Origin of the sequence: Mesorhizobium sp. Mes31, from assembly GCF_024519675.1 — a bacterium.
Classification (GTDB): Bacteria; Pseudomonadota; Alphaproteobacteria; order Rhizobiales; family Rhizobiaceae; genus Mesorhizobium.
In genome coordinates this window covers 84,037-108,915 of sequence record NZ_JALJRL010000012.1, presented here as the reverse complement: position 1 = coordinate 108,915, position 24,879 = coordinate 84,037, and the positions used below count along the sequence as shown (strand labels likewise).

Here is a 24,879-nt window from a genome sequence, read left to right as displayed (position 1 = left end):
GAAATTGGGCGGCTATCGTGGGTCCGCGCCGACGGAAGCCAAACGAAAGAGGCACGGCAGGGTGATTTCGACGAACACCGCTATCGCTCTGATGGTTCGGACCGATGGTGTCCCTCTCGCCCACCGCCACCAGTTGGTAGGCCCTGCTTCTGGAAGCGCATTCCGCTAAAGAATATTGAGGCATTCGGCGCTGCCCTAGACAGCCACCGAGCGGAGATGGAACATTGTCTGGCTCGTTGACCTGTCAAGGTAGTCGGCGATATGCGCGCTGAGCTCGCGCACATCGTCCTCAGCGCCGTGGATGAAGCTTGATTTCCGGCGACGTAAATACGGGAGCCCCAGCACATACACTCCGGGAGCGTCAACGACACCGCGATCATGCTTCAGGTCGCCCTTGCGATCGAAGACAGGCAAGTCCAGCCAAGAAAAATCTGGCCGAAAGCCGGTGGCCCATATCACTGTGCGAACATCCTTGCCAAGTCGAAGCTCCAGCCGCGGCGCGTCGCCGACCGCAGTAGGTGCATAGCGTTCGACGGGACCAACGCCCGACAGAGTGCTCCGCTCTGCCCATTGGTCGATCCATGCGAGCAGCCGGTTCATCTTCAAATCAGCGAGCGCGCAAACGTTGCGCAGCGATCCGGAGAATTGTGCCTTGGAGTCGCGGATGCCCATAAGGCGACCCACCACCTTAACCCCCTGTCCTTGTAGGACATTGAGGTCGAGCGTAGCGTGCTGGGGCGTGCCAACAAGCTGCGGGGATGGTACCCTTCGGGCACGGTCAGGCTCGTCTACCTCCTCGATGCGCTGGTCCAATACTCCCGACGCAAGCATCCACCATTGGATATCGCGGTCTCGATAGACGCGCGGCAAACGCACGTGCTCTCCCACCGCGATCGTAACAGGCCGCCCGCTTCGCTGGATCTCCTCCGCAAGTTGCACGCCCGTGGCTGACCCGCCCACGACCAATACCCCGGCCCGGGCGAGTTGCTCCGGATTGCGGTAGGTGTGAGCCGAGAGCTGTTCGACGCTGGCAGGCATAGCCGCGGCCAGGCGCGGCACGGTGGGTTTGTTGAAGGCACCTGTTGCGAGCACGACGGCGCGGCACAGCCAGTCTCCGCGTGAGGTCGCTACCCGATAGCCGTCGCGACTCCGCACGACGCCGGTCACTGCTGTGCGCGTCAGAACAGGAGCCGAAATATACGTGGCATAAGAGGAGATGAAATCGCCGACCTCGCCGACACTCATGTAGCCGTCAGGGTCGTTTCCTTGGTAGCCGTAGCCGGGAAGTCGCGTCATCCAGTTGGGTGTGAGCAGGCTCATTGAATCCCAGCGCTCCGTGCGCCAAGTGTTCGCGACGCCGCCACGCTCAAGAACCACGTGCTTGAGCGAGCGCTGGCCGAGCAAATGGCTCATCGCCAGGCCGGAGTGACCGGCACCGATGACGACTACGTCAACGATGCCGGACACCCCGCGCAATGCGCGGGGTGCCATCACGACTTGCTCGTGGTGACCGTGACGTCGGTCGGATTGGAGATGACGTCGAAAACGGCCGAACGCTTCTGCGACTGTGCCACGAGTGCGGCAATATCCTCCGCACTGGCATCCGCCTTGATGTCGTAGTGCACTTTGATGCCGTCGAAACCGTTGCGCACTTCCGGATCAATGCCGAGGATACCTTGAAGATCCATGCCGGCCTCGAGCGTCGCCTTGACTGAGTGGAGCTGGATGTTGCGGTTTTGCGCCACCGCTGCGATGCCCGCGGTCAGGCAACCTGCCAGGCCGACAAGTACAAATTCCACGGGCGTGGCGCCCTTGTCCTCGGATGCAAAGACCTCCGGGTGATCAGAGTCGAACTTGTAGCTCTGGCGATGCTGGTGTTCTCCGCCCAAGCCAAAAAATCCATCCACGGTGGCTCGGTTATGGGTCCCCTTGACCCATTCGCTGGTCGCGCGCCATTTGAAGCGAGCGGCTTCTGGGGTTTCTCTTAGCGCCTCGCGAGCGCCAAGCAGGGCTGTCACATTGACGCCATTCTGGGCGATTTCTGTCTGGTTGGTCATTGGTGTACTCCATAGATTATGAGGCCGAATCGATCGGCAGACGGGGCGACTTCGCATGTCCGTGTTGTACGCAGCGTGGAAGAGGGCGTGGAATCATCCGGTCTGGTCGAGGAATATGCGGGTGTCCTCTCGGTTTCGGCGGCTTGTGGACGGAACTGGCGGACGCCTTGACGCGCTGACGGAAGACCCTCGCGACGCGGTGCGAGGCGACGCACCCAGACAGTCAGGGAGCTAGGCTCGCAAGCATGGTGGACCGCCAGCGCGTGGTGCTACCGCGATGGCTATCGCGTGTTCGTGCGGACCGACATCAGCCAGCCGTTTTCGCATTCGCACAACGGCGAGCCACGTCCTCCCGTGCGAAGCCGAAAGGCGGAATGAAAAATTTTGCAGTGCAACATTGTGCGCTGCAGCAATCTCTGTTTTAGTCGTGACTAACGGGGCGATTGGGGTCGCGGCGACTCGCACAATGGGCAAGTTCGCCGGTGGCGATTTGGGGTAGTGGATAACATATGGCTGATCGAGAGATTTGGCTTGATGCCAGGAGGGCCGGCATCTTGCTCGACTTTGCCATGTCGAACGAGATTGTCCTCATCGTCGTTTCCGTATCGATCCCTTGCGCGATCTATGTCCTGTTTCGACAATCACCGGACTTCGCCTCATGGTTTCGGAGAACGCCGATCGGTGCGCTGGCCCGCTTCATTGCCACGATACGGCATGGAATCGGTTGGAGGCTCGACGCATATGCCCGGTATGCGTCACTTTACCTCAAAGGCTACATGGCCAAGCAGTCGATTTCCCTAAGGTGGCTTTTCAGGCGGAAGGGCCGGCCAAGCGGATTGCAGGAGGGATTGATCATTTCCCTGACCTCGTACCCGCCCCGTTTTGCCAGCCTGGCGCTTACGCTTCGATGCCTGCTTTCGCAGACCGTCTCCGCCGACAGGACCATTCTCTGGGTCACCGCGGAGGATTACAGGCTGCTGCCAGCGTCCGTCATCGATCTCAGGGATGAGGGACTGGAAATCCGATTTTGCAAGAACATCCGCTCGTACAAGAAAATCATACCGGCGCTCCTGGCTTTTCCCAATTCCTATATCGTTACGGCGGATGACGATGTTTATTATTCTTCCAGGTGGCTCGAAGAACTCGTCGAGCTTGCCGGCAAGGGCACCATCGTTTGCCATCGCGCCCACTCGGTCCAATTCGACGAAAGTGGCCAGATCGAGCCCTATGACAAGTGGGGCTACGAAGCAGCGGGCAAGGGGTCCCTGCTATTTCCAACCGGCGTCGGAGGCGTTCTTTATGGTCCGGGCTCGCTTTCTCCCGATGTGCTGGACGACGAAGCCTTTATGCAGCTTTGCCCCCAGGCCGACGATGTGTGGCTGTTCTGGATGGGCCGGCGCGCAGGCAGCGACTACGTCAAGACCAGGAAACACTGGTCCGAGGTGTCGTGGAACGGGACGCAAGGGTCCGCGCTGCATCTGACCAATGTCGCCGGCAAAGGGAATGACGAACAGATCAAGTCGATGGTGAACCGGTATGGGTTGCCCAGTCGGTCAGGGGAGCTGAAGCGACGGCCTTTCAATGCCGACGAGATGATCGCCAGGATTCAGCAGATGCTCGACACGCGGGGCATTTTGACCGCGGACGAATGTCGTTCGATATGGGCGGATGGCCCGGCAAACACCGCGCCAATCCCACTTGCCGTGTCTTCTCCCGCCACTACCGGAATGGTCGAGGCGCCGCCGGAAGTCAAAGCCGATGCGGTTGTTCCAGCCGCCCACTCCTGAGGCGAATCGGTGCCGAGGTGACGCAATGTCCGGCGTCTCTCCAGGTCAGTTGTTACGCGCAGCCACGAATTTCGCCGCTTCCTTCAGAAGCAGGGCACTGTCGCCGTAAGGCTCGAGCAATTCATGGGCCTGTTCGACAAGGCCGTTAAGCTGGCCGCGCGCCCAGGCCGCACCGTGCAGCGCCACCAGCGTCGCCTTGCCGGCGGCGGCGTCCTTGCCGGTCGCCTTGCCCATCTGGCTGGCATCCGCGGTCAAGTCGAGCAGGTCGTCGGCGAGCTGGAAGGCGAGGCCGATCGCGGAGCCGAACTCGGCCAGCCGCTCACGATCCTCGGCGGCAGCGCCGGCGATGAGCGCGCCGGCCTCGCAGGCAAAGCGGATCAGAGCGCCGGTCTTCATCGCCTGCAGCCGGATGATGCCGGCCTCGTCCGGCGGCGCTTGCTCGGCTTCGAGATCGAGCTTCTGGCCACCGACCATGCCGCCGGCGCCGGCCGCGCGAGCCAGCGCCAGCACAAGGGCGGCCCGCCGCTCTGCCGGCAACACGGTCGCCTCGCCGGCGATGATGTCGAAGGCCAGCGTCAGCAAGGCGTCGCCAGCCAGGATGGCGGTTGCCTCGTCGAACGCCTTGTGCACGGTCGGCTGGCCGCGGCGCAAATCATCGTCGTCCATGGCGGGCAGATCATCGTGGATCAGCGAATAGCAATGCACGCATTCAAGTGCCGCCGCGACGCGCAGCGCCGCCTCGCCATCGGCGGAAAAAAGTGCCGCACTTTCCATGACCAGGAAAGGGCGCAGGCGCTTGCCGCCGTTCAGCACGCCGTGGCGCATCGCCGCCATCAGACGGTCGGGCCGCGTGATCTCGCCCGAAAGCGCGCGGTCGTCGAGCAGCCGCCGCAGCAGCGCCTCGACGGCGGCTGCCCGTGCAATAAGCGCCATTTCGAACGCCATTTCGTCGTCATTCGTCATGGTCGGGACCGGTAGCCGACACTCAGACGTTGCGCAAGAAGCCAAGCGCCATTATGCCGGAGCAGGGAGAAGCACGGGTTGGGCGGCTTGGCGGAACCGATCGTCGATCATGAAACCGAAAAGCTGGACATGGCGACGAGATCGAGAGGCGTGAACCGTCGCGGTCTCAAACGCTGGGTCCGGCGCGGCATCGTCGTGGCCGCGGTGCTGGCGCTTATACCGACGGTGCTGACGTTCCTCTATCTGCCATCGTTCGTGCATCCGGTATCGACGCTGATGCTGAAGGACCTGGCGACGTTCTCCGGCTATGACCGCCGCTGGGTTTCGATCGATGACGTTGCGCCGGTGCTGGCGCATTCAGTCATCATGTCGGAGGACGGGCAGTTCTGCTTTCATCGTGGCGTCGATCTCGGTGAGTTGAGGGGCGTCGTCGACGACGCGCTGGCCGGCGAGGCGACGCGCGGCGCCTCGACCATCACCATGCAGACGGTGAAGAACCTCTACCTCTGGTCGCGGCCGCTGGGCTCGGTGCGCAAGATCGTCGAACTGCCGCTGGCCATCTATTTCGACGCGGTGATGTCGAAACGGCGCATCATGGAAATCTATCTCAACATCGCCGAATGGGGGCCGGGCATCTATGGCATCGAGGCGGCGGCACAGCACCATTTCGGCATTTCGGCAAAACAGCTGTCGCGGCGGCAGGCGGCACTGCTCGCCGTCACCTTGCCAAATCCGATCGCCCGCAATCCGGCCAAGCCCGGGCCGGGCCTGAGACGGCTCGCCAACTTGATCGAACGGCGCGCCGGCCGCTCGGGCGCCTATGTCGGCTGTCTGCAGTAGCCAGCTCAAAAAAATGCAAGGCAGTGCTGGCCAAAACGGCACAGGGCGTGTATAGGCACCCGACTTTCTCAGATTTAGGCCCCGACATGGCCCTTTCACGAGGGCGGGCGGGGCTTTTGACCATGTAGTGGAGCATATCCATGGCCGTTCCGAAACGCAAAACCTCTCCGTCCAAGCGCGGCATGCGCCGCTCGGCCGACGCCCTCAAGGCCCCGACCTATGTCGAGGACAAGAATTCCGGCGAAATGCGCCGTCCGCACCACATTGACCTGAAGACCGGCATGTATCGCGGTCGCCAGGTGCTGACGCCCAAGGAAAGCTGAGACCAGCTTTTTTTGAAGTCTTGACTTAGCGAAGACCGGCCAGTGGCCGGTCTTTTTGCGTTTGGCGGTCCCGATGGCCTGCGTCTCGCAGCTCGGGCGGGATCGCCGGCACCTTCCAGCCCCTGCGATTGAAGCCCGCACCCCTTCTTTGGCGGTGAAGGGCGACCGCACTGGTCCATTCAAGTGTCGAGCTGCAACCGTGTCAGCAGGGCAGCCGGCTGACACGGTTGTTGCATGCGGTCTTCGACCGTGTTCGGCGCTCCAGCCGAAAAATCTTGACGGCGTGCCTGCGGCGCATTCTACAAAGGATTGCCCCACATGGAGACGCCAGATGTTCGGTGCCGTCCCGCTGCTTATCGTGCCTTTCGTGCTCTACAATCTTGGCCTGCTGGGGATATTCGGCAGCGGTGACGATCCGTGGGCGAGCGAAATCTTCTCGTTCAGCATGATGTCTGGCGGCGTGTTCTCGATGACGCTGGGCGACCTGATCGTGCTGATCGGGCTGATCTTCCTGTTCGTCGAAATGGTGAAGTCGGTGCGCACGACCAGCGCTTCGATCATGGACCATCTTCTATCGACGCTGGTCTTCGTCGCCTTCCTGGTCGAGTTCCTGCTGGTGAAGGGCGCGGCGCATTCCGTCTTCTTCACGCTGATGGTGATCGCGCTGTTCGATGTGCTGGCCGGCTTCGCGGTATCGATGCGGTCGGCGAGCAGGGACATCAACGTCAACTAGAGCCGAGGCTCCGGCGCCTCAGCCTGGATCGGCGGTGAAGCCGGCGGCTTCGATGCCGGCGATGGCAGCTGCTTCGTCATTGTCCGACGTGTCGCCGGAAATGCCGACGGCACCGATGATGGTGCCGGCCTTGTCGCGGATCAGCACGCCGCCGACGACCGGCAGCACGCGTCCACCCGACACGTCGGAGATGCCGGCGACAAGATGCGGACGCTCCTTGGCGAAGGCCTCGACCCGGCGCGAACCCATGCCGATGGCCAGTGCGCCATAGGCCTTGCCGGACGACATCTGCGGGCGCAGGAACGAGGCGCCGTCCTGGCGCTGGAAGGCGACCAGATGGCCACCGGCGTCAAGCACCGAGACACCGAGCGGCTTGAGCTTGAGATCGGCGCCCCTGGCGAAGGCGGCATCGATGATCTCGATGGCTTTTTCGAGCGGCAGTGCGGTCATGGCAGTCTCCTGGTTGAAAAGCGCGTCGATCATTGACCGTCGACCGGCAAGGCGAAATCCCGGTTTCGGTTGAAATTGCTTCGCGTGATGAGGTGGAATGGAAAACGGCGGCATGGCCTGGATCGTGTCCCTTGCCGACACCATCCGGACATGGCGTTGCCGCTTGCATGGTCCAGACCGACAGTCGATGGTAGCGGCCGGTCGCGCTATTTCTTCTTGGCGCGCGCCGGCTTCTTGGCCGGTGCGGCAGGCGGGTTGGCAAGGTCTTCCGCTTCCTTGGCGAGCCGCAGCGCCCGCAACTTGTTGGTCTTGGCCTGGCGGGCGTCGCTCTCGGCGACATATTCGGCCATGGCCTTCTGGCGGACGGTCGCCGCCTCTTCCTGCTTCTTGAAGCGCAGGTCGGCGCGCGCGCGGGCAGCATCCCGAGAGTTCTCAACCAAGACCTTATCCAATCCCGTGAATTGTGATTTTCCGCTTCTTCTAGCAGAGCCGGGCTCCAAACGGGAAAATAAGTTGGTCAAGCGGCCGTGCTGGCCCCGAGAGCCTTGCTGGCGACCACGGCCTCGTAGGCGGCCTGCAAGGTCGCGCGCACGGTGGCCTCCGCCGGCGTATCGAGCGGCATGCCGAGATGCTCATGGCGCAGCTCATCCATGAACTTGTCCCACATCGGCGGCCCGCCCTTTTCCAGCAGTTCGGCGCGGATCGACAGTTCCTCGCTTGTCGGCAACCAGACGCGGCCCCAGGCGCCGAGATGGGCGAGGATCGGCACCAGTGTGATCGCCATCTCGGTCAGGCTGTAGATCGCCTTCTGCTTGTGGCTGGGATCGTCGGCCTTGGTCAGCATGCCGAGTTCCATCAGCCGCTTCAGCCGGTCGGCGAGGATGTTGGAGGCAATGCCTTCCATCGATCCGTTGAGCAGTTCGCGAAAATGGCGCCTGCCGCCGAAGATCATGTCGCGAAGGATGATCAGGCTCCAGCGATCGCCGAACACTTCCAGCGACAGGTTGATCGGGCAGCCGGACCGGTGATCGAGGCTCATTCAATTCTCTCCGCAAAACCAGTTGCATTATCGTATCGGTTTGATTATGGTGCAACTGATTGCAAAATGCAATCGGTATTGCCGGAGAGGAGACGGCGCCATGACGATGATCGAACGCCCTGAAATCATCTCCGAGGCCTTTGGCGATCCGGCAAATCCACCGCTGTTGCTGATCATGGGCGCGATGGCCTCGATGCTGTGGTGGCCGGAGGCGCTGTGCCGGAACCTCGCCGGCGCCGGCCTGTTCGTGATCCGCTATGACAATCGCGACACCGGTCGTTCGACCAAGTATCCGCCGGGAAAGCCGTCCTACACGTTCGACGACATGGCGGACGATGCGATGCGTGTTCTCGACAACCACGGTCTCCAGGGCGCGCATGTGGTCGGCATGTCGGCGGGTGGGATGATCGCCCAGCTGGTGGCGTTGAAACACCCCTCACGCGTCATCTCGCTGACGGTGATCAGCAGTTCACCAATGGGGGTGGACACGTCGCATTTGCCCGGCACGACCGCGGCCTATATCGAACACTCCGCCGAGGGCGTGCAGGTCGACTGGTCGAACCGCGACCAGGTGGTCGATTTCATCGTCAAGGACGCGCGGGCGATCGCCAGCACCGCGCATCCGTTCGACGAGGCGCGGATGAGAGCCTTCGTCGAGCAGGACTACGACCGCTCCGGCGGCTTCGAGAGCGCGACCAATCATTTCATGCTCAAGGGCGGCGACGCATGGAAGGGCCGCCTGCACGAGATGACGGCGCCGCTGCTGGTCATCCACGGCACGGCGGATCCTATCTTTCCGGTCGAACATGGCGAGGCGCTGGCCGAGGCCGTCGCCGGGGCGAAAATTGTCCGCATCGAAGGCGGCGGCCACGAACTGCATCCGGACGACTGGACGGTGATATCGGCGGCAATCGTCGCCCACACCCGAGCCAGCCGAGGCGGCATGGGCGGGTCTTGACGAGCAAGGCTTATCGCAATAGTTAAGTAGTTGCTTCAGTGTTTAGCCTTGGCAGATCGGCAAGGCACCCGCCACCGACGAACCTCGAAACAGGCGAGAAAAAATGTCCCTGACGCTTCATTTCCACCCGCTGGCCTCCTTCTGCTGGAAGCCGCTGATCGCGCTCTACGAGAACGACATACCGTTTACACCGGTCATCGTCGATCTCGGCAATGCCGAGTCGCGCTCGGCCTTCCTGAAGATTTCGCCGAGCGGCAAGATGCCGGCGCTGCGCGACGATGCGCGCGACCGCACCGTGCTGGAATCGACCATCGTCGTCGAATATCTGGCCGCGCACTATCCGGGACCGGTCGAACTCGTTCCCGCCGACACTGACCTGGCGCTGGCAGTCCGCCAGGCCGATCGCTTCCATGATTTCTATGTCCAGGAGCCGATGCAGAAGATCGTCGGCGACCGGTTGCGGCCGGAAGGCAAGACCGATCCGTTCGGCGTCGAGCAGGCTCGCGCCCAGCTGCGCAATTCCTACGCCATCATCGAACAGGACATGCAGTCGAAGAGCTGGGCGATGGGTGAGGTCTTCACCATGGCCGATTGCGCGGCGTCTCCCGCGCTGTTCTACGCCAACAAGGTCGAGCCGTTCGGCGACAGATACCCCGCCGTGAAACGCTATCATGACCGCCTGGTGCAGAGGCCCGCCTTCGCACGGGTGATCGAGGAAGCGCAGCCCTACTTCAAGTTCTTTCCCTACAACAATGGCTGATCGCGATGCTGCATGATCCTGCCCAGCTCGACCTGATGTTCCAGGCGCTCGCCGATCCGGCACGGCGACAGATGGTCGACCGGCTGTCGCGAGGCCCCGCTTCGGTCAGCCAGCTGGCCGAGCCGCTGGCGATGTCGCTGTCGGCCGTCGTCCAGCATCTGAACCTGCTGGAGGCGAGCGGCCTTGTCCGCACGCAGAAGCTTGGCCGGGTGCGCACCTGCCAGATCGAACCCACGGCGTTGAGAGCGGCGGAACACTGGATCAATGAGCGGCGGCTCGCCTGGGAGCGCCGGCTGGATCGGCTGGGCGAGTTTCTCGCCGAAACCAGGGATGAGACCTGAAGGAGGCAATCATGACCAATCGTTCCGTCGTCCATTCCACCTTCGTCGTCGAGCGCCTTTATCCGGCGGCGCCGTCGAGGGTCTTCTTCGCGCTCAGCAATCCGGCCGCAAAGCGGCGCTGGTTCGTCGATCCTCACGACCCGACACCCGGCCGGCATGAAATGGACTTCCGCGTCGGCGGCAAGGAGGTCAATGCCGGCTGCCCGAGCGACGGGCAGATGCATTATTTCAACGCGGTCTATCAGGACATCGTGCCGGACCAGCGCATCGTCTACAGCTACGAGCTGCTGTTCGGCGAAACCCGTGTCTCGGTGTCGCTGACAACGATCGAACTTGTTGCCGAGGGCAATGGCACACGGCTCGTCATGACGGAACAGGGCGCCTTCCTCGACGGCCCTGATGTTTCGGCCACGCGCGAACATGGCACGGGTGAGTTGCTCGACGCGCTCGGCGCGTTCCTGAGTGCCGAAGCCTGATCGTGTGCTGCGTGTCGCCCAAAAAGTACGCGGCGGTTTTGGGGCAGCGGCATGCACAAGAAGACAAAGACTTGAAACGCGTCGGCTGAACCCGTTTCAGCGCCACGCGCTTCAGTCAGGCTTCCCAGAACTGATCGAGCCAGATGTTGAGTTTGAGAAAGCCGGCGTTGCTGACCGCATAGACGCGCCTTGTTCCTTCCGGCCTGGCGTTGACCAGGCCGGCATCGAGCAGCACTTTCAGATGCTGCGACACGGCTGGACGCGAGACCGGCAGTCCGGCGGCCAATTCGTTGACGGTTTTAGGCCCGCGCCGAAGTTCTTCCAGAAGATGGCGCCGGTGGGGGTCGGCAATCGCCATGAAGGCGTCGGAAAAGATCATGCCTCATTTGTGAGGCAAAGCTTTTCGAATCTCAACCGTCTGCTTCTGCTTTTCTTCGCGGGTCAAGTCGCAATGCTTCCGGTGTTACCGAGCGATCGGCCGGTTGCGTCGTGAACGCGTCGCGATCTCCGACCGGCACCGGGGCACGGCGGCTGATGCGCAGCAGCGTATAACCCGCCAGGCACAGATGCGCGAAGGCGGTCGCCAGGAACAAGCCTTCCGGGCGCATCCAGCCCATCAGGGCCGCGGCCAGCAAGGGGCCGATCATCGTGCCGAAGCCGTAGAGCAGAAGCAGGCCGCCCGATACCTTGACGAAATCCTCTGATCGGGCGTGGTCGTTGGCATGCGCCACCGCGATCGAATAGAGCGTGTATGCGAACGCGCCGTAGGCGGCGGTGAAGACGATGACAAAGACGCCGGAGCGTGGCTCGAAGAGGAAGATCGCCAGCGCGAAAAAGGCGGCGCCGAAGGCCGCGCCGGCCAGCACGAAACGCCGATCGGTCTTGTCGGAGAGACGCCCGGCCGGAAGCTGCATGGCCGCACCGGCAACGACCACCAGGCTCATCATCAAGGCGATCTCGGCCGTGGAGATGCCGATGCGGGCGCCGTAGACGGCTCCCAGCGTGCCCCAGGCACCGTTGGCAATGCCGATCAACACGCAAGCGACCGCCGAGACCGGCGAGTTCGCATAAAGCCCCCTGACGTCGAGCGAGACATCCTGCAGCGGCTTGGGATGCGAGGCGGTCGAGACCGCGGTCGGAATGAGCGACAGGCAAAACAGGATGCCGGTGATCATGAACAGTGACGCCGATTTCACGTCGCCGCCAGCGACGATCATCTGCCCGCCCATGATCGAAGCGTAGGTGACCATCATGTAGAGGCCGAAGACGGTGCCGCGGTTCTCGTTGGTTGCCTTCTCGTTCAGCCAGCTTTCGATGACCATGAAGGCGCCGGCCATGGTGAAGCCGGTAAAAGCGCGCAGCAGGATCCAGACATATTCATCGATGATCAGCCCGGTGAGCAGCGCCACGATGGCGCCCGACGCGGCAAAGGCGCCGAAGGCCCGCACATGGCCGGCGCGGCGCACGATACGCGGGGCGAAGAAGCAGCCGGTGACGAAGCCGCCGGCCCAGGCCGTGCCCATCAGGCCGAGCGATGCGGTCGAGAAGCCTTCCAACTGGCCGCGTAGCGGCAACAGCAGCCCGTGCAATCCAGACGCCGCGAGCAGGAAGGCGGTGCCGCGAAGCAGCGAGAGGATCGGTCTGTAGGTTGCGAACATTTTTTGATCCGGCTCGAGTCTGGCGGGGCGCTGGGTCTGAAGACAGTCGCATTCGGGCTTTTCGGCGGCGGACCCTTAGGCCCACGCGTCTATCCGCGGCGGAACAGTGCCTCGGCGGCCGATTTGGTGTTGTCCTTGGCCTTGAGTTCGTTTTCCAGCCGGGCGATCTCGTCGCGCAGGATGCCGATCCGCTCGGTCAATTCACCGACCGAAAGCAGCGACAGGTCCTGCCCGATCTCGTGCGGGCGCGCCTTCTTCTTGGGTTCGTCGTCGAAGATCGCCATCGTCGCTCCTCCCTCCGCCAAACCAGATTGGCCATTTGCCTGATTTGCCAATGAGCATACATAGGGCAGGGGCGTCGATGCAAACAGCCGATCGGATAACGGCGAGGAAAGACGGGAAACTTCATGGCGAGCGGACAGAGAATTCCGGCAAGGATGACGGCCATTGCGATCTCGGAACCCGGTGGTCCCCGGGTGCTGAAACCGGAAACGCGTGACGTGCCGCAGCCGGGACCCGGCGAGATCCTGATCAAGGTGCATGCGGCCGGCGTCAACCGGCCCGACGTGCAGCAGCGCAAGGGCGCCTATCCGCCGCCGCCCGGTGCGTCGGACCTGCCGGGCCTCGAGGTGTCGGGCGAAGTGGCTGCCCTTGGCGACGACATATCACGCTGGCGCATCGGCGACCGCGTCTGCGCGCTGACGCCGGGCGGCGGCTATGCCGAATATGTCAAGGTTCATGCCGGCAGCGTGCTGCCGTTGCCAGCCGGCTTTACCCACACCGAAGCGGCGGCGGTGCCGGAAAACTACTTCACGGTCTGGCACAATGTGTTCGAGCGGGGCGGCCTGAAGAGCGGCGAGACACTGCTCGTCCATGGCGGCTCGTCCGGCATCGGCACCACGGCGATCCAGCTTGCCTCGGCCTTCGGCGCCTATGTCGTCACCACTGCCGGCAGCAAGGAAAAGTGCGACGCCTGCCTGAAGCTCGGCGCCGACCGGGCGATCAATTATCGCGAAGAGGATTTCGTTGCCGCGGTGAAGGAGGCATCGGGCGGCAAGGGCGCCAATGTCATCCTCGATATGGTCGGCGGCGACTATGTCGCGCGAAACTACGAGGCCGCGGCGATAGAAGGCCGCATCGTCCAGATCGCCGTGCAAGGCGGCGCGGTAGCCAGCGCCGACTTTTCGAAGATCATGGTCAAGCGGCTTACCCACACCGGGTCGACGCTGAGACCGCGCACGGTCGAGTTCAAGGCGGCGATCGCGGCCGCGCTGGAAGCGCAAGTCTGGCCGTTGCTCGGCATGCGCAAGGTCGCTCCCGTCATGGATATGATCCTCCCGCTCAGCGAGGCCTGGCGGGCGCATGAGCGGATGGAGGAAGGCGAGCATATCGGCAAGATCGTGCTCGACGTGGGCTAGGCCGTATCGATATTCAGGTGATGCCGGCCTGCAAATGACGGCTTCCTGCGCTTCCGGTGCTCACGTACTTTAAGTACGCTCCGCTCCGGTTCTCGGAAGCCACCATTTTCGAGTCGGCCTGACCTGAATTTCGAGACGTCCTGGCCGAGCGGTCCCTGCCTACAAGCTGAACAAAAGCTTAATGGTGCAATGCAGCATTTGCATCATTGCTATGCAAAATCGGTCATTCAAGTCCCGATCGATGATCACTATTTGTGCATCATCGAAACGAACAATCCTTGGAGGACTATCATGAACCCGATCCGCGCTTTCCGTAACTGGCGCATGTACACCGAGACCGTGCGCGAACTGAACCGCCTCAATGCACGTCAGCTCAGCGATCTCGGCATCAACCGCGCCGACATCGAAAAAATCGCTCGCAAGGCCATCTGATGTCGAGCATGGTCCGTTCCAAGAACCGGACCAAGCTGTAGAAGCAAGAGCCGAAGCAGGCGGTTTTGCCGTCGCCGGTTCCGAGCCCGCTGGACCCTGTCCGGCGGGTTTTGTCTTTTTGGGGCCGGTTGGCCTCAGTTTCCAGCAGGAAATCTCGGCAGGCGAGGGATCGGTTGCCACCGACGTCACTATCAAGACCGGGCGTGCCTATCTCGCCGGATTTTCGCCAGACCGACACCCGCCAGCAAAGCCAGCTTGCCGCACCGCCAAGGAGCGCGGAGCCGTTTCGACTGCCGCAGGGTCCCCGGCTTCTGGCCGATTGCTTCCAAAAACATTGCGAAACCGCCCGAGAGCGGTTATACAGGCCGCGAATTTCCCATTTTGGTGGCTCTAAACCACCGCCCGCGCGGGAACGCGGGCGAACGAGAAGGATTTTTGAATGGCCAATACGCTGCTGATGCCCAAGGCGACCGCTGTCTGGCTGGTCGACAACACCGCGCTCTCCTTCGAGCAGATCGCGCAGTTCTGCGGACTGCATCCGCTCGAGGTCAAGGCGATCGCCGACGGCGAATCGGCGCAAGGCATCAAGGGCATGGATCCGATCATGACCGGCCAGTTGACCCGCGACGAAATCGCGCGTGCCGAAAAGGACCCGAGCCAGCGCCTGAAGCTTTCGGATCCCAAGGTGCGGGTGCCGGAATCCAAGCGCAAGGGGCCGCGCTACACGCCGCTGTCGAAGCGCCAGGACCGGCCGAACGCAATCCTGTGGCTGGTGCGCAACCATCCCGAGCTCAAGGACGCGCAGATCTCGCGTCTGGTCGGCACCACCAAGTCGACGATCGAGCAGATCCGCGAGCGCAAGCACTGGAACTCGGCCAATCTGCAGCCGATGGACCCGGTGACGTTGGGCCTTTCCTCGCAGATCGATCTCGACATGGAAGTCAACCGCGCTTCGCGCGGCCGTGAGCAGGCACAACCGGTCGGCGACACGCTGCTGCCGGCGGCCCTGACGGAGCGGCTGGTGCCGGCTCCCGAGAAGCCGAAGGACGAGGATGCCGAACTCGATGCCAACGCCGTCTTCGCCAAGCTCTCGGCATTGAAGTCGAAGAATACGGACAACGGCGACGACCAGTGAGGTCTCTGACCACGCAAGAAAAAAGCCCGCTTCGAGCGGGCTTTTTTGTGCGGTCCGGCGGTCTCAGGTTCGCGCCGCGCGATCCGGCGCCATGCCGTAGTCCTCGCTGCGCTCAACGGCACGGTAGAAGTCGGCGAGCTGCTTGCCGCGCTCCGGCTTGAAGATGCGGCCGGCGATGACCACCGAGGCGATGCGATCGATGCGGAAGGCGCGAAAGTCGTCGCGCATCTCGCACCAGGCGACCAGCGTCCACACCTTGCCCCAGAACCACAGGCCGAGCGGGCGGATATCACGCGCGGTGCCGCGTCCGGCCTCGTCCGAGTAGTCGATGGTCAGCACCTGGCGCTTTTCGACCGCGCGCTCGATCAGGTCGATCGCCTCGCGTGCGGCATCGCTGACCACCCACATCGGCGTGTGGATCTCGGTGCGGGCGATGCGGTCCTTTTCGGCGTCGGGCAGCACGGCGCCGATCTTGACCAGCGCCTCGTCGGCGGCACGCGCCATGGCAGCGCCGCCAAAGGCGCGCACCATGCGGGCGCCGGCAACCAGCGCCACGATCTCATCACGCGTGAACATCAGCGGCGGAAGGTCGAAACCCTCCCTCATCATGTAGCCAACGCCGGCCTCGCCGTCGATCGGCACCCCGGTCGACTGCAGGTCGGCGATGTCGCGGTAGATGGTTCGCTCGGAAACCTCGAGCCACGTGCCGAGCTTCTGGGCGGTGACCAGACGGCCACCACGCAGATGCTGCACGATCTGAAAGAGCCTGTCGGCGCGGCGCATCGTATGGTTCCTCAGTGTTGTTTCCATGCATGTCGTGGCCCCAAAACCGGTGCCCGTTCTTGGGCGGCATGCACTATGGTTTCAGCCCTTCGCGCTTGCGCTGCGCGGCGATGAATTCCGCGCCGAAGGACAATTTCCTCGTTGTCGGCGTCTTCGCATCGAGCACGCGCCAGAAGGGTGCTATGTCGCTCAACGCCATGCCGCGCTCGAGATCCTCAATGGCCGCTTCAGCAACGGTGCGCAAATGATAGCCTGTTGTGACCGGGCATGTCACTTCAGCGCCGTGCTCGACGGCAAGCGCCGTGCGCAGCGCGCGCACATCCATCTCGACGCCTTCGGGAATCGAGCGGATGAAATCGTCGACCTGTCGCGGCGTCGGCACCAACATCGGCTGCCCCTCGATGACGTCTCCCATCGTACGTGGTGTCGGCTTGACGCCATTGATACCAGGCGTGTTCAGCCTGTCATTCCAGCTTTTCATCGATCGTCCTTTCGACCGCCGATGCGCAGTGTCTGAAGCTTGCACCATTGCACGCCGCTCCTGACAGCATACTGTCAGGAGGCTTCAGCATACTCCTTGGAGAACAGCGTCCGCATCTGAGCAAGATCGCTGGCTCTTTCGGGATAGAGTGTCTTCAGAAAGGCAAGAGCGAAGGTGCCGGGCGCCGAACCCGGCGCGGAAACGACCGTGCCGTCGGCCACCGCATGCGGCACGTCCTGATAGTTGAGGTCGCCGGCATAGCCGGCTTCTTGACGGTTGATCCAGTCACGGCCATTGCTGGTGTGCCTGACCTTTTCGAACACGCCAGCCCGGGCCAGCGCCAGCGTCCCGGCGCAAATGCCGCCAACGACGCCGCCGCGCGACGCAACGGATTTGAGCAGTTCGGCGACATCCGGCGGCGCCTTGCCAAACCACTGGTCGGAGCCAATGACGGCGACGGCGTCGAGATCGGCATTCTCATCGGCGCCCGCCGAGCGGTCGGGCACCAGCCTGAAACCGCTGATCCCTTTCACCGGCTTGCCGTCCGGCGTCAGCGACACGGCGCGGGCGCCGAACCATTCGACCGCCGAGGCCGCAAGCAGTCCATATTCCCAGTCGGCAAAGCCTTCGATGAAAAGAAAGCCGATTGTCTTCTGTTCAGGCATAAGCTCGCTCCATCCCACGCGCGCCAAACCTACCATCTGGCCTATCATCTGGGCGTTGACGCGCCCACATCCAACCGCCGTGTCGAAAAATTCGTCTCAATTGCCGCGAGGGCGACGGTCGGCGTACATGTCGGGCCAGCCGATATCCTTGCGGATGTCCGCCGGCAGGGAGTTCATGAACCGCTGGGTCCGGATCTCGTTGCGCATCGTGCGTATCTTGCCGACATAGTGCTGCATGCCGCGCAGAATGGTGAAACCGTTCATGGCTAGTCTCCTCTCTTTGAATGGAGACACTATCGCATACCTCTCCTGACAGCAGTCTGTCAGGAGGATGGCAGGGCGCGCGACGATAGTTGCGACCGGCTGGTTTGCCCGACGAAAGCATCGTTTCCGCTGTTTTGCATCGTGCTCGCAGCCGTGCATGCAGGGTACCGATTGTTCACCGCTTCAATACAGCTGGGGCCGCCATTGTTCATCTGGTGGCGACGGTCTGTCGGGATACGCGACCTTCAGCGAGACGACCGCAGTTCTGATATGGAAGGAGAAAATTCTTTCCCAAAAACAGGGAGACGACCATGAGCCTGCAACTGACAGGAATCCACCATCTGACCGCCATCACCGCCAATGCGCCGGGCAATCTTCATTTCTACACGAAGGTGCTGGGCCTGCGGCTGGTCAAGAAGACGGTGAACCAGGACGATACCTCGGCCTACCATCTCTTCTATGCCGACGGCGAAGCTACGCCGGGCACCGACCTCACCTTCTTCGACTGGCCGGTTGGCCGCGAGCGGCGCGGGACGCACAGCATCGCGCGGACCAGCCTGAGGGTCGGCAGCCGGGAGAGCCTTGCCTGGTGGAAGCAGCACCTGACTGGCGAAAACATCGTGACAGGAGAGATTGCCGATATCGGCGGCTATCCGTCGCTGGATTTCGAGGACCCCGAAGGCCAGCTCCTGCGGTTGGTCAGCGATGGCGGCAAGGGCGACAGCCATGCCTGGGCGCAAAGCCCGGTGCCGGTCGAGCACCAGATCCGCGGGCTCGGGCCGATCGTCATCAGTGTCCCCGACATCACCAACACCGAGGCGGTGCTGACCAAGGTGATGAACATGCGCAAGGCCCGCGGCTATGCCTCGCCGGACGGCGAGGGCCACGTCCACGTCTTCGAAATGGGCGAGGGCGGGCCTGCGGCGGAGCTTCATGTCGCCGTGCAGCCTGGGCTGGCGCCCGCAAGACAAGGCGCCGGCGCGGTTCATCACGTTGCCTTCAGGGCGCCAGACCAGGAGACGCTGCATCAATGGACCGCCCGCCTGGCCGAGTTCCGGCTGCCGTCGAGCGGCGAGGTCGAGCGCTACTACTTCCGCTCACTCTATTTCCGCGAGCCGAACGGCATCCTGTTCGAGATCGCCACCGACGGGCCGGGGTTCACCGCCGACGAGCCGCTTGAAACATTGGGCGAAAGCCTTGCCCTGCCGCCGTTCCTCGAACCGAAACGCGCCTCGATCGAGGCAGGGCTGAAGCCGCTGAGATAACGTCTCTCGGGGACGAGCGCGGGGAGCGCTTTGACAGCCGGCCGTGATGCTGGTCAAAAGACGGCATGTCGAAACTCCTTGCGCCTGCTGTCAGCCCATGATCGTCGGTCAGCCGATCAAGCCGGCTGGCTGGGTCGGTCTGGCGAAGCGGGCCGATTCCCAGGTGCCGGCTATCCTGGTGCTGGTAACGATCTCGGCATCGCTCGCCTTCTACAACATCGACTTCCCGTTCGGGATCCAGCCGGACGAGCCACTCAAAGTGGCGTTTGCCGCGGGACAGCACCACAATTACGCGCATCCGCCGTTGATGATCGTATTGGCCCGCTTTGCCGGGTGGCTTTCCAGGGCGTCGAATGAACACGACTACCTGCTGGCCGGCCGGAGCGTCAGTGCCTTGGCCTGCGTCGCGGCAAGCGCCCTCTTCTATGTCATCTTGCGACGCTATGCAGACGGCATCAATGCCTTCCTGTGGGCCTGTGTTTTCGCGGCGTCGCCAGCCATCGCGGTTCATGCGCATTATTTCAAGGAAGACGCTGTCCTGATCTTTTCCATCTGTGTCGGGCTGCATGCACTGGTGCGGTTGAAAGAGCAGGTCACCACGGTAAACCTCGTCTATTTCGGGTTTGCGCTCGGTCTTGCCGTTACGGCGAAATATGTGGGCGCCGGCAACAGCCTCGTTCTTTTCATCGTGGCGATCGTCTGCTGCAGGCTCAGTATCAGACAAGGCATCATCGTTGCCGCTACGGACGCGCTTACGGTGGTCGCGATACTCGGCGTGTCGCTGTTGACCGAGACCGGAAGCGGACTTTCAACTGTCATCAAAGGCCTTGGCTCGGAACTGAAGCACGCTGAAACGGCCCACGATCTCAAGGAATGGTTCTGGGATGGCTACGGGCTCACGCATTTCCGCTACCACCTGATTCCCAGCCTGACCGGCCCGACCGTGGCTATCGCCCTTGGGGCAATCGCCGTCGCCATCATCGCCGACCGCAACAGATATGTCGTCACCTACGCGGGTGCGGCTTTGCATTGGCTCTTCCTGCTCGAGCTCTCGCCGCTCAAGCTGGTCGGTTTGATGCGTTACATCTTGCCGGTGGTCATCTATCTGCTGCTGGCGGCCGGTATCGCCTGCTCCAGGTCGATTGCACCCCGAAACCGGCTGGTCGCCACCGCACTTGGGCTCGTCGCCATGGTTGCGAGTGCGCATGCCGGCATGGCCTATGTCGCGAACCTGGACCGGGAAACCGATACCCGCTTTGCGGCGATGCGCTTCCTTGAGAGGCAAGGCATCACGCATTTTGTGGTGGATTTTCCAGTGGGAGAACCGGCCCCAGAAACCAGGGACTACCGCAATCTTTCGTCAGTCGATTACCTCGTGTCGCTGAAATTTCAGCGATACCTGCGTGGCGGGGGGCTGAGCGAGCAAGACCCGAGAATATATGAGCTTGCCGGCATGTTCCGCTGCCTCGATGGTCATATGGCAGCGCAATTTTCGAAACCATATGGCGACTATGGCTACGTCGCGCCGACAGTCAGGATCTATGACCTGCGCGATGCGCGAGCCTGCGTCCCCGAGAACGGACAGTAGACGCCCGGGACCAGTCCATGCGGAGACATTGAGCTTGTGGCTGCGACCTGTGTTTTGGAAGCAGGTTTTGACAGCCGGCCGCGTTGCTGGTCAAAGGCGGCATGTCGAAACTCCTCGCGCTCGTCATTGTTGGCATCATGGTCATCCAGCTGATCAAGCCGCTCGGCTGGCCGGGGCTGAAACGGCGCAGTGACTTCTGGAAGCTCGCGCTGCTGGCGATGGCGGCGATTTCGATCACGGCGGTGCTGGGGCATTGGGCATAGCGGGGTGGCGACGGGTGTTTGCCGGTCGCCGCTACACCGGGCGTTGCTCGCCCAGCACCAGGCCGACCAGATGTTCCGCCCAGGCCCGGTAGCCGGCCTCCGAGGCATGAAAACCGTCGGAAGCAAAACCGGCTTCAGGGTTGGTGATCGGGAGGCGCGGCGCCGGCACCGCGCCGCGTTCGAGGCAAAGGCGTTCGCCCATGCGGTTCATCTCGGTCGCGCGGATCTCGAGGATCTTGCCGAGCAGCGAGGGCATGGCCGGTGCGCGGGTGAATTCCAGCACCGGCGACCAGACCACGCGCGCTTCCGGCCATTTGGCACGCAGCGCGTAGAGCAGGCCGCCGAACTCCTTCTTGAAGCGCGGCACCGAATGAAAATTCTTGGTGTCGTTGGTGCCGATGGCCAGCACGATATGCGTCCACTGATCCGCCGACAGATTGGGCAGGACATGGTCGCGGATCTGGCCTGATGTCGCCGAATTGAAGCCGGCTGCCCGCCAGCGCACGGCGCGGCCGGTGCCCTGCGCAATCAGGACGGCGAGTTGCGCGGCAAGTCCGTCCTCGGAATTGCCGATGCCGACCGAGGCGGCCGAGGAATCGCCAAGCACCAGAAGCGAGATCGCCGGCGCCTTGCCCGCGAGATCGTGCATGACCGGCCCCTGCGCAGGCAGCATGCGCGTCGTGCGACGGCGCACGCCGAGGCCTTGCCAGACGTAGACCGGGAAGGCGAGCCAGGTGAGAAGGGCCGGGAAGCGCATGGCAATACCGTGGAATGATCTGCGGCACCTTTAGCGCATGTTTTGCCGAAGATGAACGCTCTTCAATCGCAGCAACATGGCGGCGCTACCAGCCTGTCCTGATATTCGTCATGCAGCCGCACCCAGTCCATCAGGCCGTTATAGGGGCCAGTTTCGTTGCGGCCCTTCGGCGTCATGTCGAGGTAATCATAGGTGCCGATCAACGCCTCGCCGCCGCGGGCGCGCGAGATGAAGGTGAGGAAGATGTCGCCATTTTCATCTCGGTAGAAAACACTGGTGCCGGGAAGTTCCTTTGACGTCCGGGGACGGGTCTCGAAATTGTAGGTGGTGTCACCGGCGGCGATCTGCTTGTCGGTGAAGGAGACCTGCAGATCGAAGTTGAAATCCGAGGCGTAGGACGACACCCAGTCGAACTTCCAGCCCATGCGCTGTTTGTAGGGCAAAAGCTCGGCCAGCGGCGCGCGCGAGACCACGATCAGCGACACGTCGTGGTGCCTCAGATGCTGGTTGGCGCCGTCGATATGGTCGGCAAGGAAAGAGCAACCTTCGCAATGATGCGTGCACCCCGGTCCGAACATGAAGTGATAGACGATCAGCTGGCTGTTGGCGCCAAACAGGTCGGCCAGCTTCCTTGGCCCTTGCTCGGTCTCGAAAACATAGTCCTTCCTGATCTTCAGCCAAGGCAGTTCACGCCGTTCAGCCGCGATGCGTTCGCGAAGTCGCGTCAGTTCCTTCTCACGCGCCAGATGCGCCTTGTGCGCCTGGTACCAGTCTTCGCGCGAAACCACTTTGTTGCGATGCATGAGCCTCTCCCTGTCTGTCATCCCAAGGACGTTCGGGGTGGGCACAAACCGACATCGCCGACTGTTTGTTTGAGCATGATCTCTGGACAAACGGGCTCCCGTTTGTCCGAGAAAACCGGATTCCATTTTTCGGGATCATGCTCAGTGCCGAATGGGAAACAAGGATGCAGACGCCGCATCCCAAGCCCGGACAAGCCACAAACAAAAACCCGGGCGCATCGGCCCGGGTTCGAGGGGAGACAGAAGACCTGCGATCAGGCGGCCTGCTCCAGGCTCGCCTTCCATTTTCCGAGCGCGGCAAGGTAATTCATGTGGGCGCGGTGGGTAAAAGCGGCCTGGCCTGCTGCGACGTTCGAGGCCTTGCCGCTCCATGCTTTCTGCGGGGCGGCCTGCAGTGCGCGGCCATAGGAAAAGGTCAGCTTCCAGGGATGCGGCCCGATGGCATTGATGGCGTTTAGATTGGCGGTCGCTTCCTCGTCCTCCTGGCCGCCGGAGAGGAAGGCGATGCCCGGCACCGCCGCCGGCACGGTCTCGCGGAACAGTTTTATGGTCTTCTCCGCGACTTCTCGCGGGCTGCTCACCTTGCCCGATTTCCTGCCGGCCAACACCATGTTGGGCTTCAGGATCGTGCCTTCGAGGACGACGCGCGCCGCGTAAAGCTCGTCATAGAGTTTCGTCAGCGTCGCCTTCGAGATCTCATAACAAGTGTCGATGTCGTGCGCGCCATCCATCAGCACTTCCGGCTCGACGATCGGCACGATGCCGGCTTCCTGGCAAAGTGCGGCATAGCGGGCGAGTGCATGGGCGTTGGAGGCGATCGAGGTGGCCGAGGGCACGCCCCTGGTTGTGTCGATGTCGATCACCGCGCGCCATTTGGCGAAGCGGGCGCCGAGCTTGTAGTAGTCGGCAAGGCGCTCGCGCAGGCCGTCCAGACCCTCGGTGATGGTGTCGCCGGGAAAACCGGCCAGAGGCTTGGCGCCGGCGTCGACCTTGATGCCGGGAATGGCGCCGGCTGCCTTGATGATGTCGACCAGCGGCGTGCCGTCGGCGGCTTTCTGGCGGATGGTCTCGTCATAGAGAATGACGCCGGAGATGTATTTCGTCATCGCGTCGGAGGCGCGGAACATCATCTCACGGTAGTCGCGGCGGCTGTCCGCGGTCGATTCGACGCCGATGACATCGAAGCGCTTCTTGATGGTGCCGGAGCTTTCGTCGGCAGCCAGCAGGCCCTTGCCACCGGCCACGATCGCGGCGGCAATGTCTTCGAGACGTTCGCTCATTGTGCTTCTCCTGAAGGGTTTGTTCCGCGCTTAACGGAAGTCTACCGCCAAAGGAATGGCATCGGAAAGCTCGAATCGATTGAAAGTCTCCGGCGCCCCTGCGCGCTTTCCTTTAGCGCTTCAGCACGTCGACGCCGGGCAGCGGCTTGCCTTCCATCCACTCCAGGAAAGCGCCGCCGGCGGTCGAGACATAGGTGAAGTCGTCGGCGACGCCGGCATGGTTGAGCGCCGCCACCGTATCGCCGCCACCGGCGACCGAGACCAGCTTGCCTGCCTTGGTGCGCGCCGCAGCGTGCTTGGCGGCCGCCACGGTCGCGTGGTCGAAGGGCTCGATCTCGAAGGCGCCGAGCGGGCCGTTCCAGACCAGCGTCGCGGCGCGGTCGATCCATTCGCCGACGGCTTTGACCGTCTTGGCGCCGACATCGAGGATCATGCCATCGGCTGGCACGTCCGAAATGGCGACGGTCTCGCAGGCCGCGCCTGCCTTGAATTCCTTGGCGACGACGCCGTCGACCGGCAGGATGATGGCACAGCCGGACTCGGCCGCCTCGATCATGATCTGCTTGGCGGTCGAGGCCAAGTCATGCTCGCACAGCGACTTGCCGACATCGGTGCCGCGCGCGGCGAGGAAGGTGTTGGCCATGCCGCCACCGATGACCAGGGCGTCGACCTTCTTGACCAGGTTCATCAGCAGGTCGATCTTGGTCGAGACCTTGGCGCCACCGACGATGGCGACGACCGGACGGACCGGATTTCCCAACCCCTTCTCCAGCGCTTCGAGTTCGGCCTGCATGGTGCGGCCGGCGAAGGCCGGCAAGAGATGCGCCAGCCCCTCGGTCGAGGAGTGGGCGCGATGCGCGGCGGAGAAGGCGTCGTTGACGAAGATGTCGCCATTGGCGGCGAGCTTTTCGGTGAAGGCCGGATCATTCTTCTCCTCGGCCTTGTAGAAGCGGGTGTTTTCGAGCAGCAGCACGTCGCCCTTGTTCATGGCGGCGACGGCGCTCGCCGCCGTGTCGCCGACGCAATCGCTGGCAAAGCCAACGGGACGGCCGAGCACGTCAGCCGTGGCCCTGGCGATCGGCTCCAGCGAGAATTCAGGCGAGGGGCCATCCTTGGGCCGGCCGAAATGGGCGAGCAGGATGACCTTGGCGCCCTTGCCGGACAGTTCCGCGATGGTCGGGGCGATGCGTTCGATGCGGGTGGCGTCGGTGACCTTGCCGCCGGCGACGGGAACATTGAGGTCGACACGCACCAGAACACGCTTGCCGCTGATGTTGCCGATATCGTCCAGGGTCTTGAAGGCGGCCATGCTGGTTCCTTTCGCGCAAAAATCGCCGGGACCATACCCCGCGCCAACGAT

Annotated in this window: 31 protein-coding genes; 14 read left to right on the top strand and 17 right to left on the bottom strand. The window is 62.8% G+C overall.

Annotation, left to right across the window (positions count from 1 at the left end):
* Positions 1-195 precede the first annotated feature (195 nt).
* A complete protein-coding gene (locus NR193_RS20935) occupies positions 196-1,491 on the bottom strand; it encodes an NAD(P)-binding domain-containing protein (RefSeq protein WP_256752665.1) in 1,296 nt (431 codons plus the stop codon).
* On the bottom strand, positions 1,491-2,057 hold the full coding sequence (locus NR193_RS20930; protein ID WP_256752664.1) for an OsmC family protein: 567 nt from the start codon (positions 2,055-2,057) through the stop codon (positions 1,491-1,493). The genes NR193_RS20935 and NR193_RS20930 overlap by 1 nt, the downstream gene beginning before the upstream one ends.
* A 554-nt stretch (positions 2,058-2,611) precedes the next feature.
* Between NR193_RS20930 and NR193_RS20925 the strand changes: the two genes are divergently transcribed.
* Positions 2,612-3,844, top strand: coding sequence for a hypothetical protein (locus tag NR193_RS20925; RefSeq protein WP_256752663.1), 1,233 nt, complete (start codon positions 2,612-2,614; stop codon positions 3,842-3,844).
* Between the two features lie 45 nt (positions 3,845-3,889).
* Here NR193_RS20925 and NR193_RS20920 read toward each other — a convergent pair whose 3' ends face one another.
* On the bottom strand, positions 3,890-4,807 hold the full coding sequence (locus tag NR193_RS20920) for a polyprenyl synthetase family protein (RefSeq protein ID WP_256752662.1): 918 nt from the start codon (positions 4,805-4,807) through the stop codon (positions 3,890-3,892).
* A 78-nt stretch (positions 4,808-4,885) separates the two neighbouring features.
* Between NR193_RS20920 and NR193_RS20915 the strand changes: the two genes are divergently transcribed.
* The 3 genes from NR193_RS20915 to NR193_RS20905 all read left to right on the top strand — a co-directional run bounded on the left by NR193_RS20915 (position 4,886) and on the right by NR193_RS20905 (position 6,703).
* Positions 4,886-5,647: a transglycosylase domain-containing protein gene (locus NR193_RS20915; RefSeq protein ID WP_256752661.1), complete on the top strand. Its 762-nt coding sequence runs from the start codon at positions 4,886-4,888 to the stop codon at positions 5,645-5,647.
* Between the two features lie 140 nt (positions 5,648-5,787).
* A complete protein-coding gene (gene rpmF, locus NR193_RS20910) occupies positions 5,788-5,970 on the top strand; it encodes a 50S ribosomal protein L32 (RefSeq protein ID WP_008834724.1) in 183 nt (60 codons plus the stop codon).
* Between the two features lie 331 nt (positions 5,971-6,301).
* Positions 6,302-6,703, top strand: a complete 402-nt coding sequence (locus tag NR193_RS20905; RefSeq protein ID WP_256752660.1) for a hypothetical protein — start codon at positions 6,302-6,304, stop codon at positions 6,701-6,703.
* An 18-nt stretch (positions 6,704-6,721) separates the two neighbouring features.
* Here NR193_RS20905 and NR193_RS20900 read toward each other — a convergent pair whose 3' ends face one another.
* The 3 genes from NR193_RS20900 to NR193_RS20890 all read right to left on the bottom strand — a co-directional run bounded on the left by NR193_RS20900 (position 6,722) and on the right by NR193_RS20890 (position 8,192).
* Complete coding sequence (locus NR193_RS20900; RefSeq protein WP_256752659.1) at positions 6,722-7,153, bottom strand: heme-binding protein; 432 nt, start codon at positions 7,151-7,153, stop codon at positions 6,722-6,724.
* 206 nt (positions 7,154-7,359) lie between these two features.
* Positions 7,360-7,593: a hypothetical protein gene (locus tag NR193_RS20895; RefSeq protein WP_256752658.1), complete on the bottom strand. Its 234-nt coding sequence runs from the start codon at positions 7,591-7,593 to the stop codon at positions 7,360-7,362.
* 77 nt (positions 7,594-7,670) lie between these two features.
* Complete coding sequence (locus tag NR193_RS20890; RefSeq protein ID WP_256752657.1) at positions 7,671-8,192, bottom strand: helix-turn-helix domain-containing protein; 522 nt, start codon at positions 8,190-8,192, stop codon at positions 7,671-7,673.
* Between the two features lie 100 nt (positions 8,193-8,292).
* On the opposite strand from NR193_RS20890, the gene NR193_RS20885 reads away from it, so the two are divergent.
* The 4 genes from NR193_RS20885 to NR193_RS20870 all read left to right on the top strand — a co-directional run bounded on the left by NR193_RS20885 (position 8,293) and on the right by NR193_RS20870 (position 10,727).
* Positions 8,293-9,150, top strand: a complete 858-nt coding sequence (locus tag NR193_RS20885) for an alpha/beta fold hydrolase (RefSeq protein WP_256752656.1) — start codon at positions 8,293-8,295, stop codon at positions 9,148-9,150.
* Between the two features lie 103 nt (positions 9,151-9,253).
* Complete coding sequence (locus tag NR193_RS20880; protein WP_256752655.1) at positions 9,254-9,910, top strand: glutathione S-transferase family protein; 657 nt, start codon at positions 9,254-9,256, stop codon at positions 9,908-9,910.
* A gap of 5 nt (positions 9,911-9,915) precedes the next feature.
* Positions 9,916-10,251 carry a helix-turn-helix transcriptional regulator gene (locus NR193_RS20875; protein WP_256752654.1) on the top strand — a complete coding sequence of 112 codons (336 nt, stop codon included), beginning with the start codon at positions 9,916-9,918 and terminating at the stop codon, positions 10,249-10,251.
* 11 nt (positions 10,252-10,262) lie between these two features.
* Positions 10,263-10,727, top strand: a complete 465-nt coding sequence (locus NR193_RS20870) for an SRPBCC family protein (RefSeq protein WP_256752653.1) — start codon at positions 10,263-10,265, stop codon at positions 10,725-10,727.
* Positions 10,728-10,842: 115 nt separating this feature from the next.
* Here the strand turns inward: NR193_RS20870 and NR193_RS20865 are convergent, their stop codons facing one another.
* From NR193_RS20865 to NR193_RS20855, 3 genes are all read right to left on the bottom strand, one after another.
* Entirely contained in the window at positions 10,843-11,106 is a 264-nt protein-coding gene (locus tag NR193_RS20865; RefSeq protein WP_256752652.1) for a helix-turn-helix transcriptional regulator, read from the bottom strand.
* 31 nt (positions 11,107-11,137) lie between these two features.
* Positions 11,138-12,385: an MFS transporter gene (locus tag NR193_RS20860; protein ID WP_091578927.1), complete on the bottom strand. Its 1,248-nt coding sequence runs from the start codon at positions 12,383-12,385 to the stop codon at positions 11,138-11,140.
* 89 nt (positions 12,386-12,474) lie between these two features.
* Positions 12,475-12,669 (bottom strand): DUF1192 domain-containing protein, encoded by a 195-nt coding sequence (locus NR193_RS20855; RefSeq protein ID WP_256752651.1) that lies wholly within the window; start codon positions 12,667-12,669, stop codon positions 12,475-12,477.
* Positions 12,670-12,792: 123 nt separating this feature from the next.
* On the opposite strand from NR193_RS20855, the gene NR193_RS20850 reads away from it, so the two are divergent.
* The 3 genes from NR193_RS20850 to NR193_RS20840 all read left to right on the top strand — a co-directional run bounded on the left by NR193_RS20850 (position 12,793) and on the right by NR193_RS20840 (position 15,370).
* Entirely contained in the window at positions 12,793-13,803 is a 1,011-nt protein-coding gene (locus NR193_RS20850; protein ID WP_256752650.1) for an NAD(P)H-quinone oxidoreductase, read from the top strand.
* 291 nt (positions 13,804-14,094) lie between these two features.
* A complete protein-coding gene (locus NR193_RS20845) occupies positions 14,095-14,235 on the top strand; it encodes a DUF1127 domain-containing protein (protein WP_091578925.1) in 141 nt (46 codons plus the stop codon).
* 439 nt (positions 14,236-14,674) lie between these two features.
* A complete protein-coding gene (locus NR193_RS20840; protein ID WP_256752649.1) occupies positions 14,675-15,370 on the top strand; it encodes a DUF1013 domain-containing protein in 696 nt (231 codons plus the stop codon).
* 63 nt (positions 15,371-15,433) lie between these two features.
* On the opposite strand, the gene NR193_RS20835 is transcribed toward NR193_RS20840, so the two are convergent.
* The 4 genes from NR193_RS20835 to NR193_RS20820 form a co-directional block, all read right to left on the bottom strand.
* The gene (locus tag NR193_RS20835; RefSeq protein ID WP_091578656.1) at positions 15,434-16,153 is read right to left on the bottom strand and encodes a YafY family protein; all 720 of its coding nucleotides are present in this window, start codon (positions 16,151-16,153) and stop codon (positions 15,434-15,436) included.
* 73 nt (positions 16,154-16,226) lie between these two features.
* Positions 16,227-16,634 carry a hypothetical protein gene (locus NR193_RS20830; RefSeq protein ID WP_256752648.1) on the bottom strand — a complete coding sequence of 136 codons (408 nt, stop codon included), beginning with the start codon at positions 16,632-16,634 and terminating at the stop codon, positions 16,227-16,229.
* Between the two features lie 74 nt (positions 16,635-16,708).
* A complete protein-coding gene (locus NR193_RS20825) occupies positions 16,709-17,299 on the bottom strand; it encodes a DJ-1/PfpI family protein (RefSeq protein WP_256752647.1) in 591 nt (196 codons plus the stop codon).
* Between the two features lie 96 nt (positions 17,300-17,395).
* Positions 17,396-17,563 (bottom strand): hypothetical protein, encoded by a 168-nt coding sequence (locus tag NR193_RS20820; RefSeq protein WP_256752646.1) that lies wholly within the window; start codon positions 17,561-17,563, stop codon positions 17,396-17,398.
* 311 nt (positions 17,564-17,874) lie between these two features.
* On the opposite strand from NR193_RS20820, the gene NR193_RS20815 reads away from it, so the two are divergent.
* The 3 genes from NR193_RS20815 (at position 17,875) to NR193_RS20805 (ending at position 20,679) form a co-directional block, all read left to right on the top strand.
* The gene (locus tag NR193_RS20815) at positions 17,875-18,828 is read left to right on the top strand and encodes a ring-cleaving dioxygenase (RefSeq protein ID WP_256752645.1); all 954 of its coding nucleotides are present in this window, start codon (positions 17,875-17,877) and stop codon (positions 18,826-18,828) included.
* Between the two features lie 97 nt (positions 18,829-18,925).
* Entirely contained in the window at positions 18,926-20,416 is a 1,491-nt protein-coding gene (locus tag NR193_RS20810; protein ID WP_256752644.1) for a glycosyltransferase family 39 protein, read from the top strand.
* Between the two features lie 101 nt (positions 20,417-20,517).
* Positions 20,518-20,679 carry a hypothetical protein gene (locus NR193_RS20805; protein ID WP_023757423.1) on the top strand — a complete coding sequence of 54 codons (162 nt, stop codon included), beginning with the start codon at positions 20,518-20,520 and terminating at the stop codon, positions 20,677-20,679.
* 31 nt (positions 20,680-20,710) lie between these two features.
* Here the strand turns inward: NR193_RS20805 and NR193_RS20800 are convergent, their stop codons facing one another.
* From NR193_RS20800 to NR193_RS20785, 4 genes are all read right to left on the bottom strand, one after another.
* Positions 20,711-21,436 (bottom strand): SGNH/GDSL hydrolase family protein, encoded by a 726-nt coding sequence (locus NR193_RS20800; RefSeq protein WP_256752643.1) that lies wholly within the window; start codon positions 21,434-21,436, stop codon positions 20,711-20,713.
* A 62-nt stretch (positions 21,437-21,498) separates the two neighbouring features.
* On the bottom strand, positions 21,499-22,239 hold the full coding sequence (locus NR193_RS20795; RefSeq protein ID WP_256752642.1) for a thioredoxin family protein: 741 nt from the start codon (positions 22,237-22,239) through the stop codon (positions 21,499-21,501).
* A gap of 254 nt (positions 22,240-22,493) precedes the next feature.
* Positions 22,494-23,519 carry a class I fructose-bisphosphate aldolase gene (locus NR193_RS20790; RefSeq protein ID WP_256752641.1) on the bottom strand — a complete coding sequence of 342 codons (1,026 nt, stop codon included), beginning with the start codon at positions 23,517-23,519 and terminating at the stop codon, positions 22,494-22,496.
* A gap of 112 nt (positions 23,520-23,631) precedes the next feature.
* The gene (locus NR193_RS20785) at positions 23,632-24,828 is read right to left on the bottom strand and encodes a phosphoglycerate kinase (protein WP_256752640.1); all 1,197 of its coding nucleotides are present in this window, start codon (positions 24,826-24,828) and stop codon (positions 23,632-23,634) included.
* Between the last annotated feature and the right edge of the window lie 51 nt (positions 24,829-24,879).

Bases quoted from the DNA above. Each gene is read 5' to 3' on its own strand.
- NR193_RS20935 (WP_256752665.1), bottom strand. From the start codon at position 1,491: ATGGCACCCCGCGCATTGCGCGGGGTGTCCGGCATCGTTGACGTAGTC.
- NR193_RS20930 (WP_256752664.1), bottom strand. From the start codon at position 2,057: ATGACCAACCAGACAGAAATCGCCCAGAATGGCGTCAATGTGACAGCC.
- NR193_RS20920 (WP_256752662.1), bottom strand. From the start codon at position 4,807: ATGACGAATGACGACGAAATGGCGTTCGAAATGGCGCTTATTGCACGG.
- rpmF (WP_008834724.1), top strand. From the start codon at position 5,788: ATGGCCGTTCCGAAACGCAAAACCTCTCCGTCCAAGCGCGGCATGCGC.
- NR193_RS20905 (WP_256752660.1), top strand. From the start codon at position 6,302: ATGTTCGGTGCCGTCCCGCTGCTTATCGTGCCTTTCGTGCTCTACAAT.
- NR193_RS20900 (WP_256752659.1), bottom strand. From the start codon at position 7,153: ATGACCGCACTGCCGCTCGAAAAAGCCATCGAGATCATCGATGCCGCC.
- NR193_RS20890 (WP_256752657.1), bottom strand. From the start codon at position 8,192: ATGAGCCTCGATCACCGGTCCGGCTGCCCGATCAACCTGTCGCTGGAA.
- NR193_RS20885 (WP_256752656.1), top strand. From the start codon at position 8,293: ATGACGATGATCGAACGCCCTGAAATCATCTCCGAGGCCTTTGGCGAT.
- NR193_RS20880 (WP_256752655.1), top strand. From the start codon at position 9,254: ATGTCCCTGACGCTTCATTTCCACCCGCTGGCCTCCTTCTGCTGGAAG.
- NR193_RS20875 (WP_256752654.1), top strand. From the start codon at position 9,916: ATGCTGCATGATCCTGCCCAGCTCGACCTGATGTTCCAGGCGCTCGCC.
- NR193_RS20870 (WP_256752653.1), top strand. From the start codon at position 10,263: ATGACCAATCGTTCCGTCGTCCATTCCACCTTCGTCGTCGAGCGCCTT.
- NR193_RS20865 (WP_256752652.1), bottom strand. From the start codon at position 11,106: ATGATCTTTTCCGACGCCTTCATGGCGATTGCCGACCCCCACCGGCGC.
- NR193_RS20860 (WP_091578927.1), bottom strand. From the start codon at position 12,385: ATGTTCGCAACCTACAGACCGATCCTCTCGCTGCTTCGCGGCACCGCC.
- NR193_RS20855 (WP_256752651.1), bottom strand. From the start codon at position 12,669: ATGGCGATCTTCGACGACGAACCCAAGAAGAAGGCGCGCCCGCACGAG.
- NR193_RS20850 (WP_256752650.1), top strand. From the start codon at position 12,793: ATGGCGAGCGGACAGAGAATTCCGGCAAGGATGACGGCCATTGCGATC.
- NR193_RS20845 (WP_091578925.1), top strand. From the start codon at position 14,095: ATGAACCCGATCCGCGCTTTCCGTAACTGGCGCATGTACACCGAGACC.
- NR193_RS20840 (WP_256752649.1), top strand. From the start codon at position 14,675: ATGGCCAATACGCTGCTGATGCCCAAGGCGACCGCTGTCTGGCTGGTC.
- NR193_RS20835 (WP_091578656.1), bottom strand. From the start codon at position 16,153: ATGCGCCGCGCCGACAGGCTCTTTCAGATCGTGCAGCATCTGCGTGGT.
- NR193_RS20830 (WP_256752648.1), bottom strand. From the start codon at position 16,634: ATGAAAAGCTGGAATGACAGGCTGAACACGCCTGGTATCAATGGCGTC.
- NR193_RS20825 (WP_256752647.1), bottom strand. From the start codon at position 17,299: ATGCCTGAACAGAAGACAATCGGCTTTCTTTTCATCGAAGGCTTTGCC.
- NR193_RS20820 (WP_256752646.1), bottom strand. From the start codon at position 17,563: ATGAACGGTTTCACCATTCTGCGCGGCATGCAGCACTATGTCGGCAAG.
- NR193_RS20815 (WP_256752645.1), top strand. From the start codon at position 17,875: ATGAGCCTGCAACTGACAGGAATCCACCATCTGACCGCCATCACCGCC.
- NR193_RS20810 (WP_256752644.1), top strand. From the start codon at position 18,926: ATGATCGTCGGTCAGCCGATCAAGCCGGCTGGCTGGGTCGGTCTGGCG.
- NR193_RS20805 (WP_023757423.1), top strand. From the start codon at position 20,518: ATGTCGAAACTCCTCGCGCTCGTCATTGTTGGCATCATGGTCATCCAG.
- NR193_RS20800 (WP_256752643.1), bottom strand. From the start codon at position 21,436: ATGCGCTTCCCGGCCCTTCTCACCTGGCTCGCCTTCCCGGTCTACGTC.
- NR193_RS20795 (WP_256752642.1), bottom strand. From the start codon at position 22,239: ATGCATCGCAACAAAGTGGTTTCGCGCGAAGACTGGTACCAGGCGCAC.
- NR193_RS20790 (WP_256752641.1), bottom strand. From the start codon at position 23,519: ATGAGCGAACGTCTCGAAGACATTGCCGCCGCGATCGTGGCCGGTGGC.
- NR193_RS20785 (WP_256752640.1), bottom strand. From the start codon at position 24,828: ATGGCCGCCTTCAAGACCCTGGACGATATCGGCAACATCAGCGGCAAG.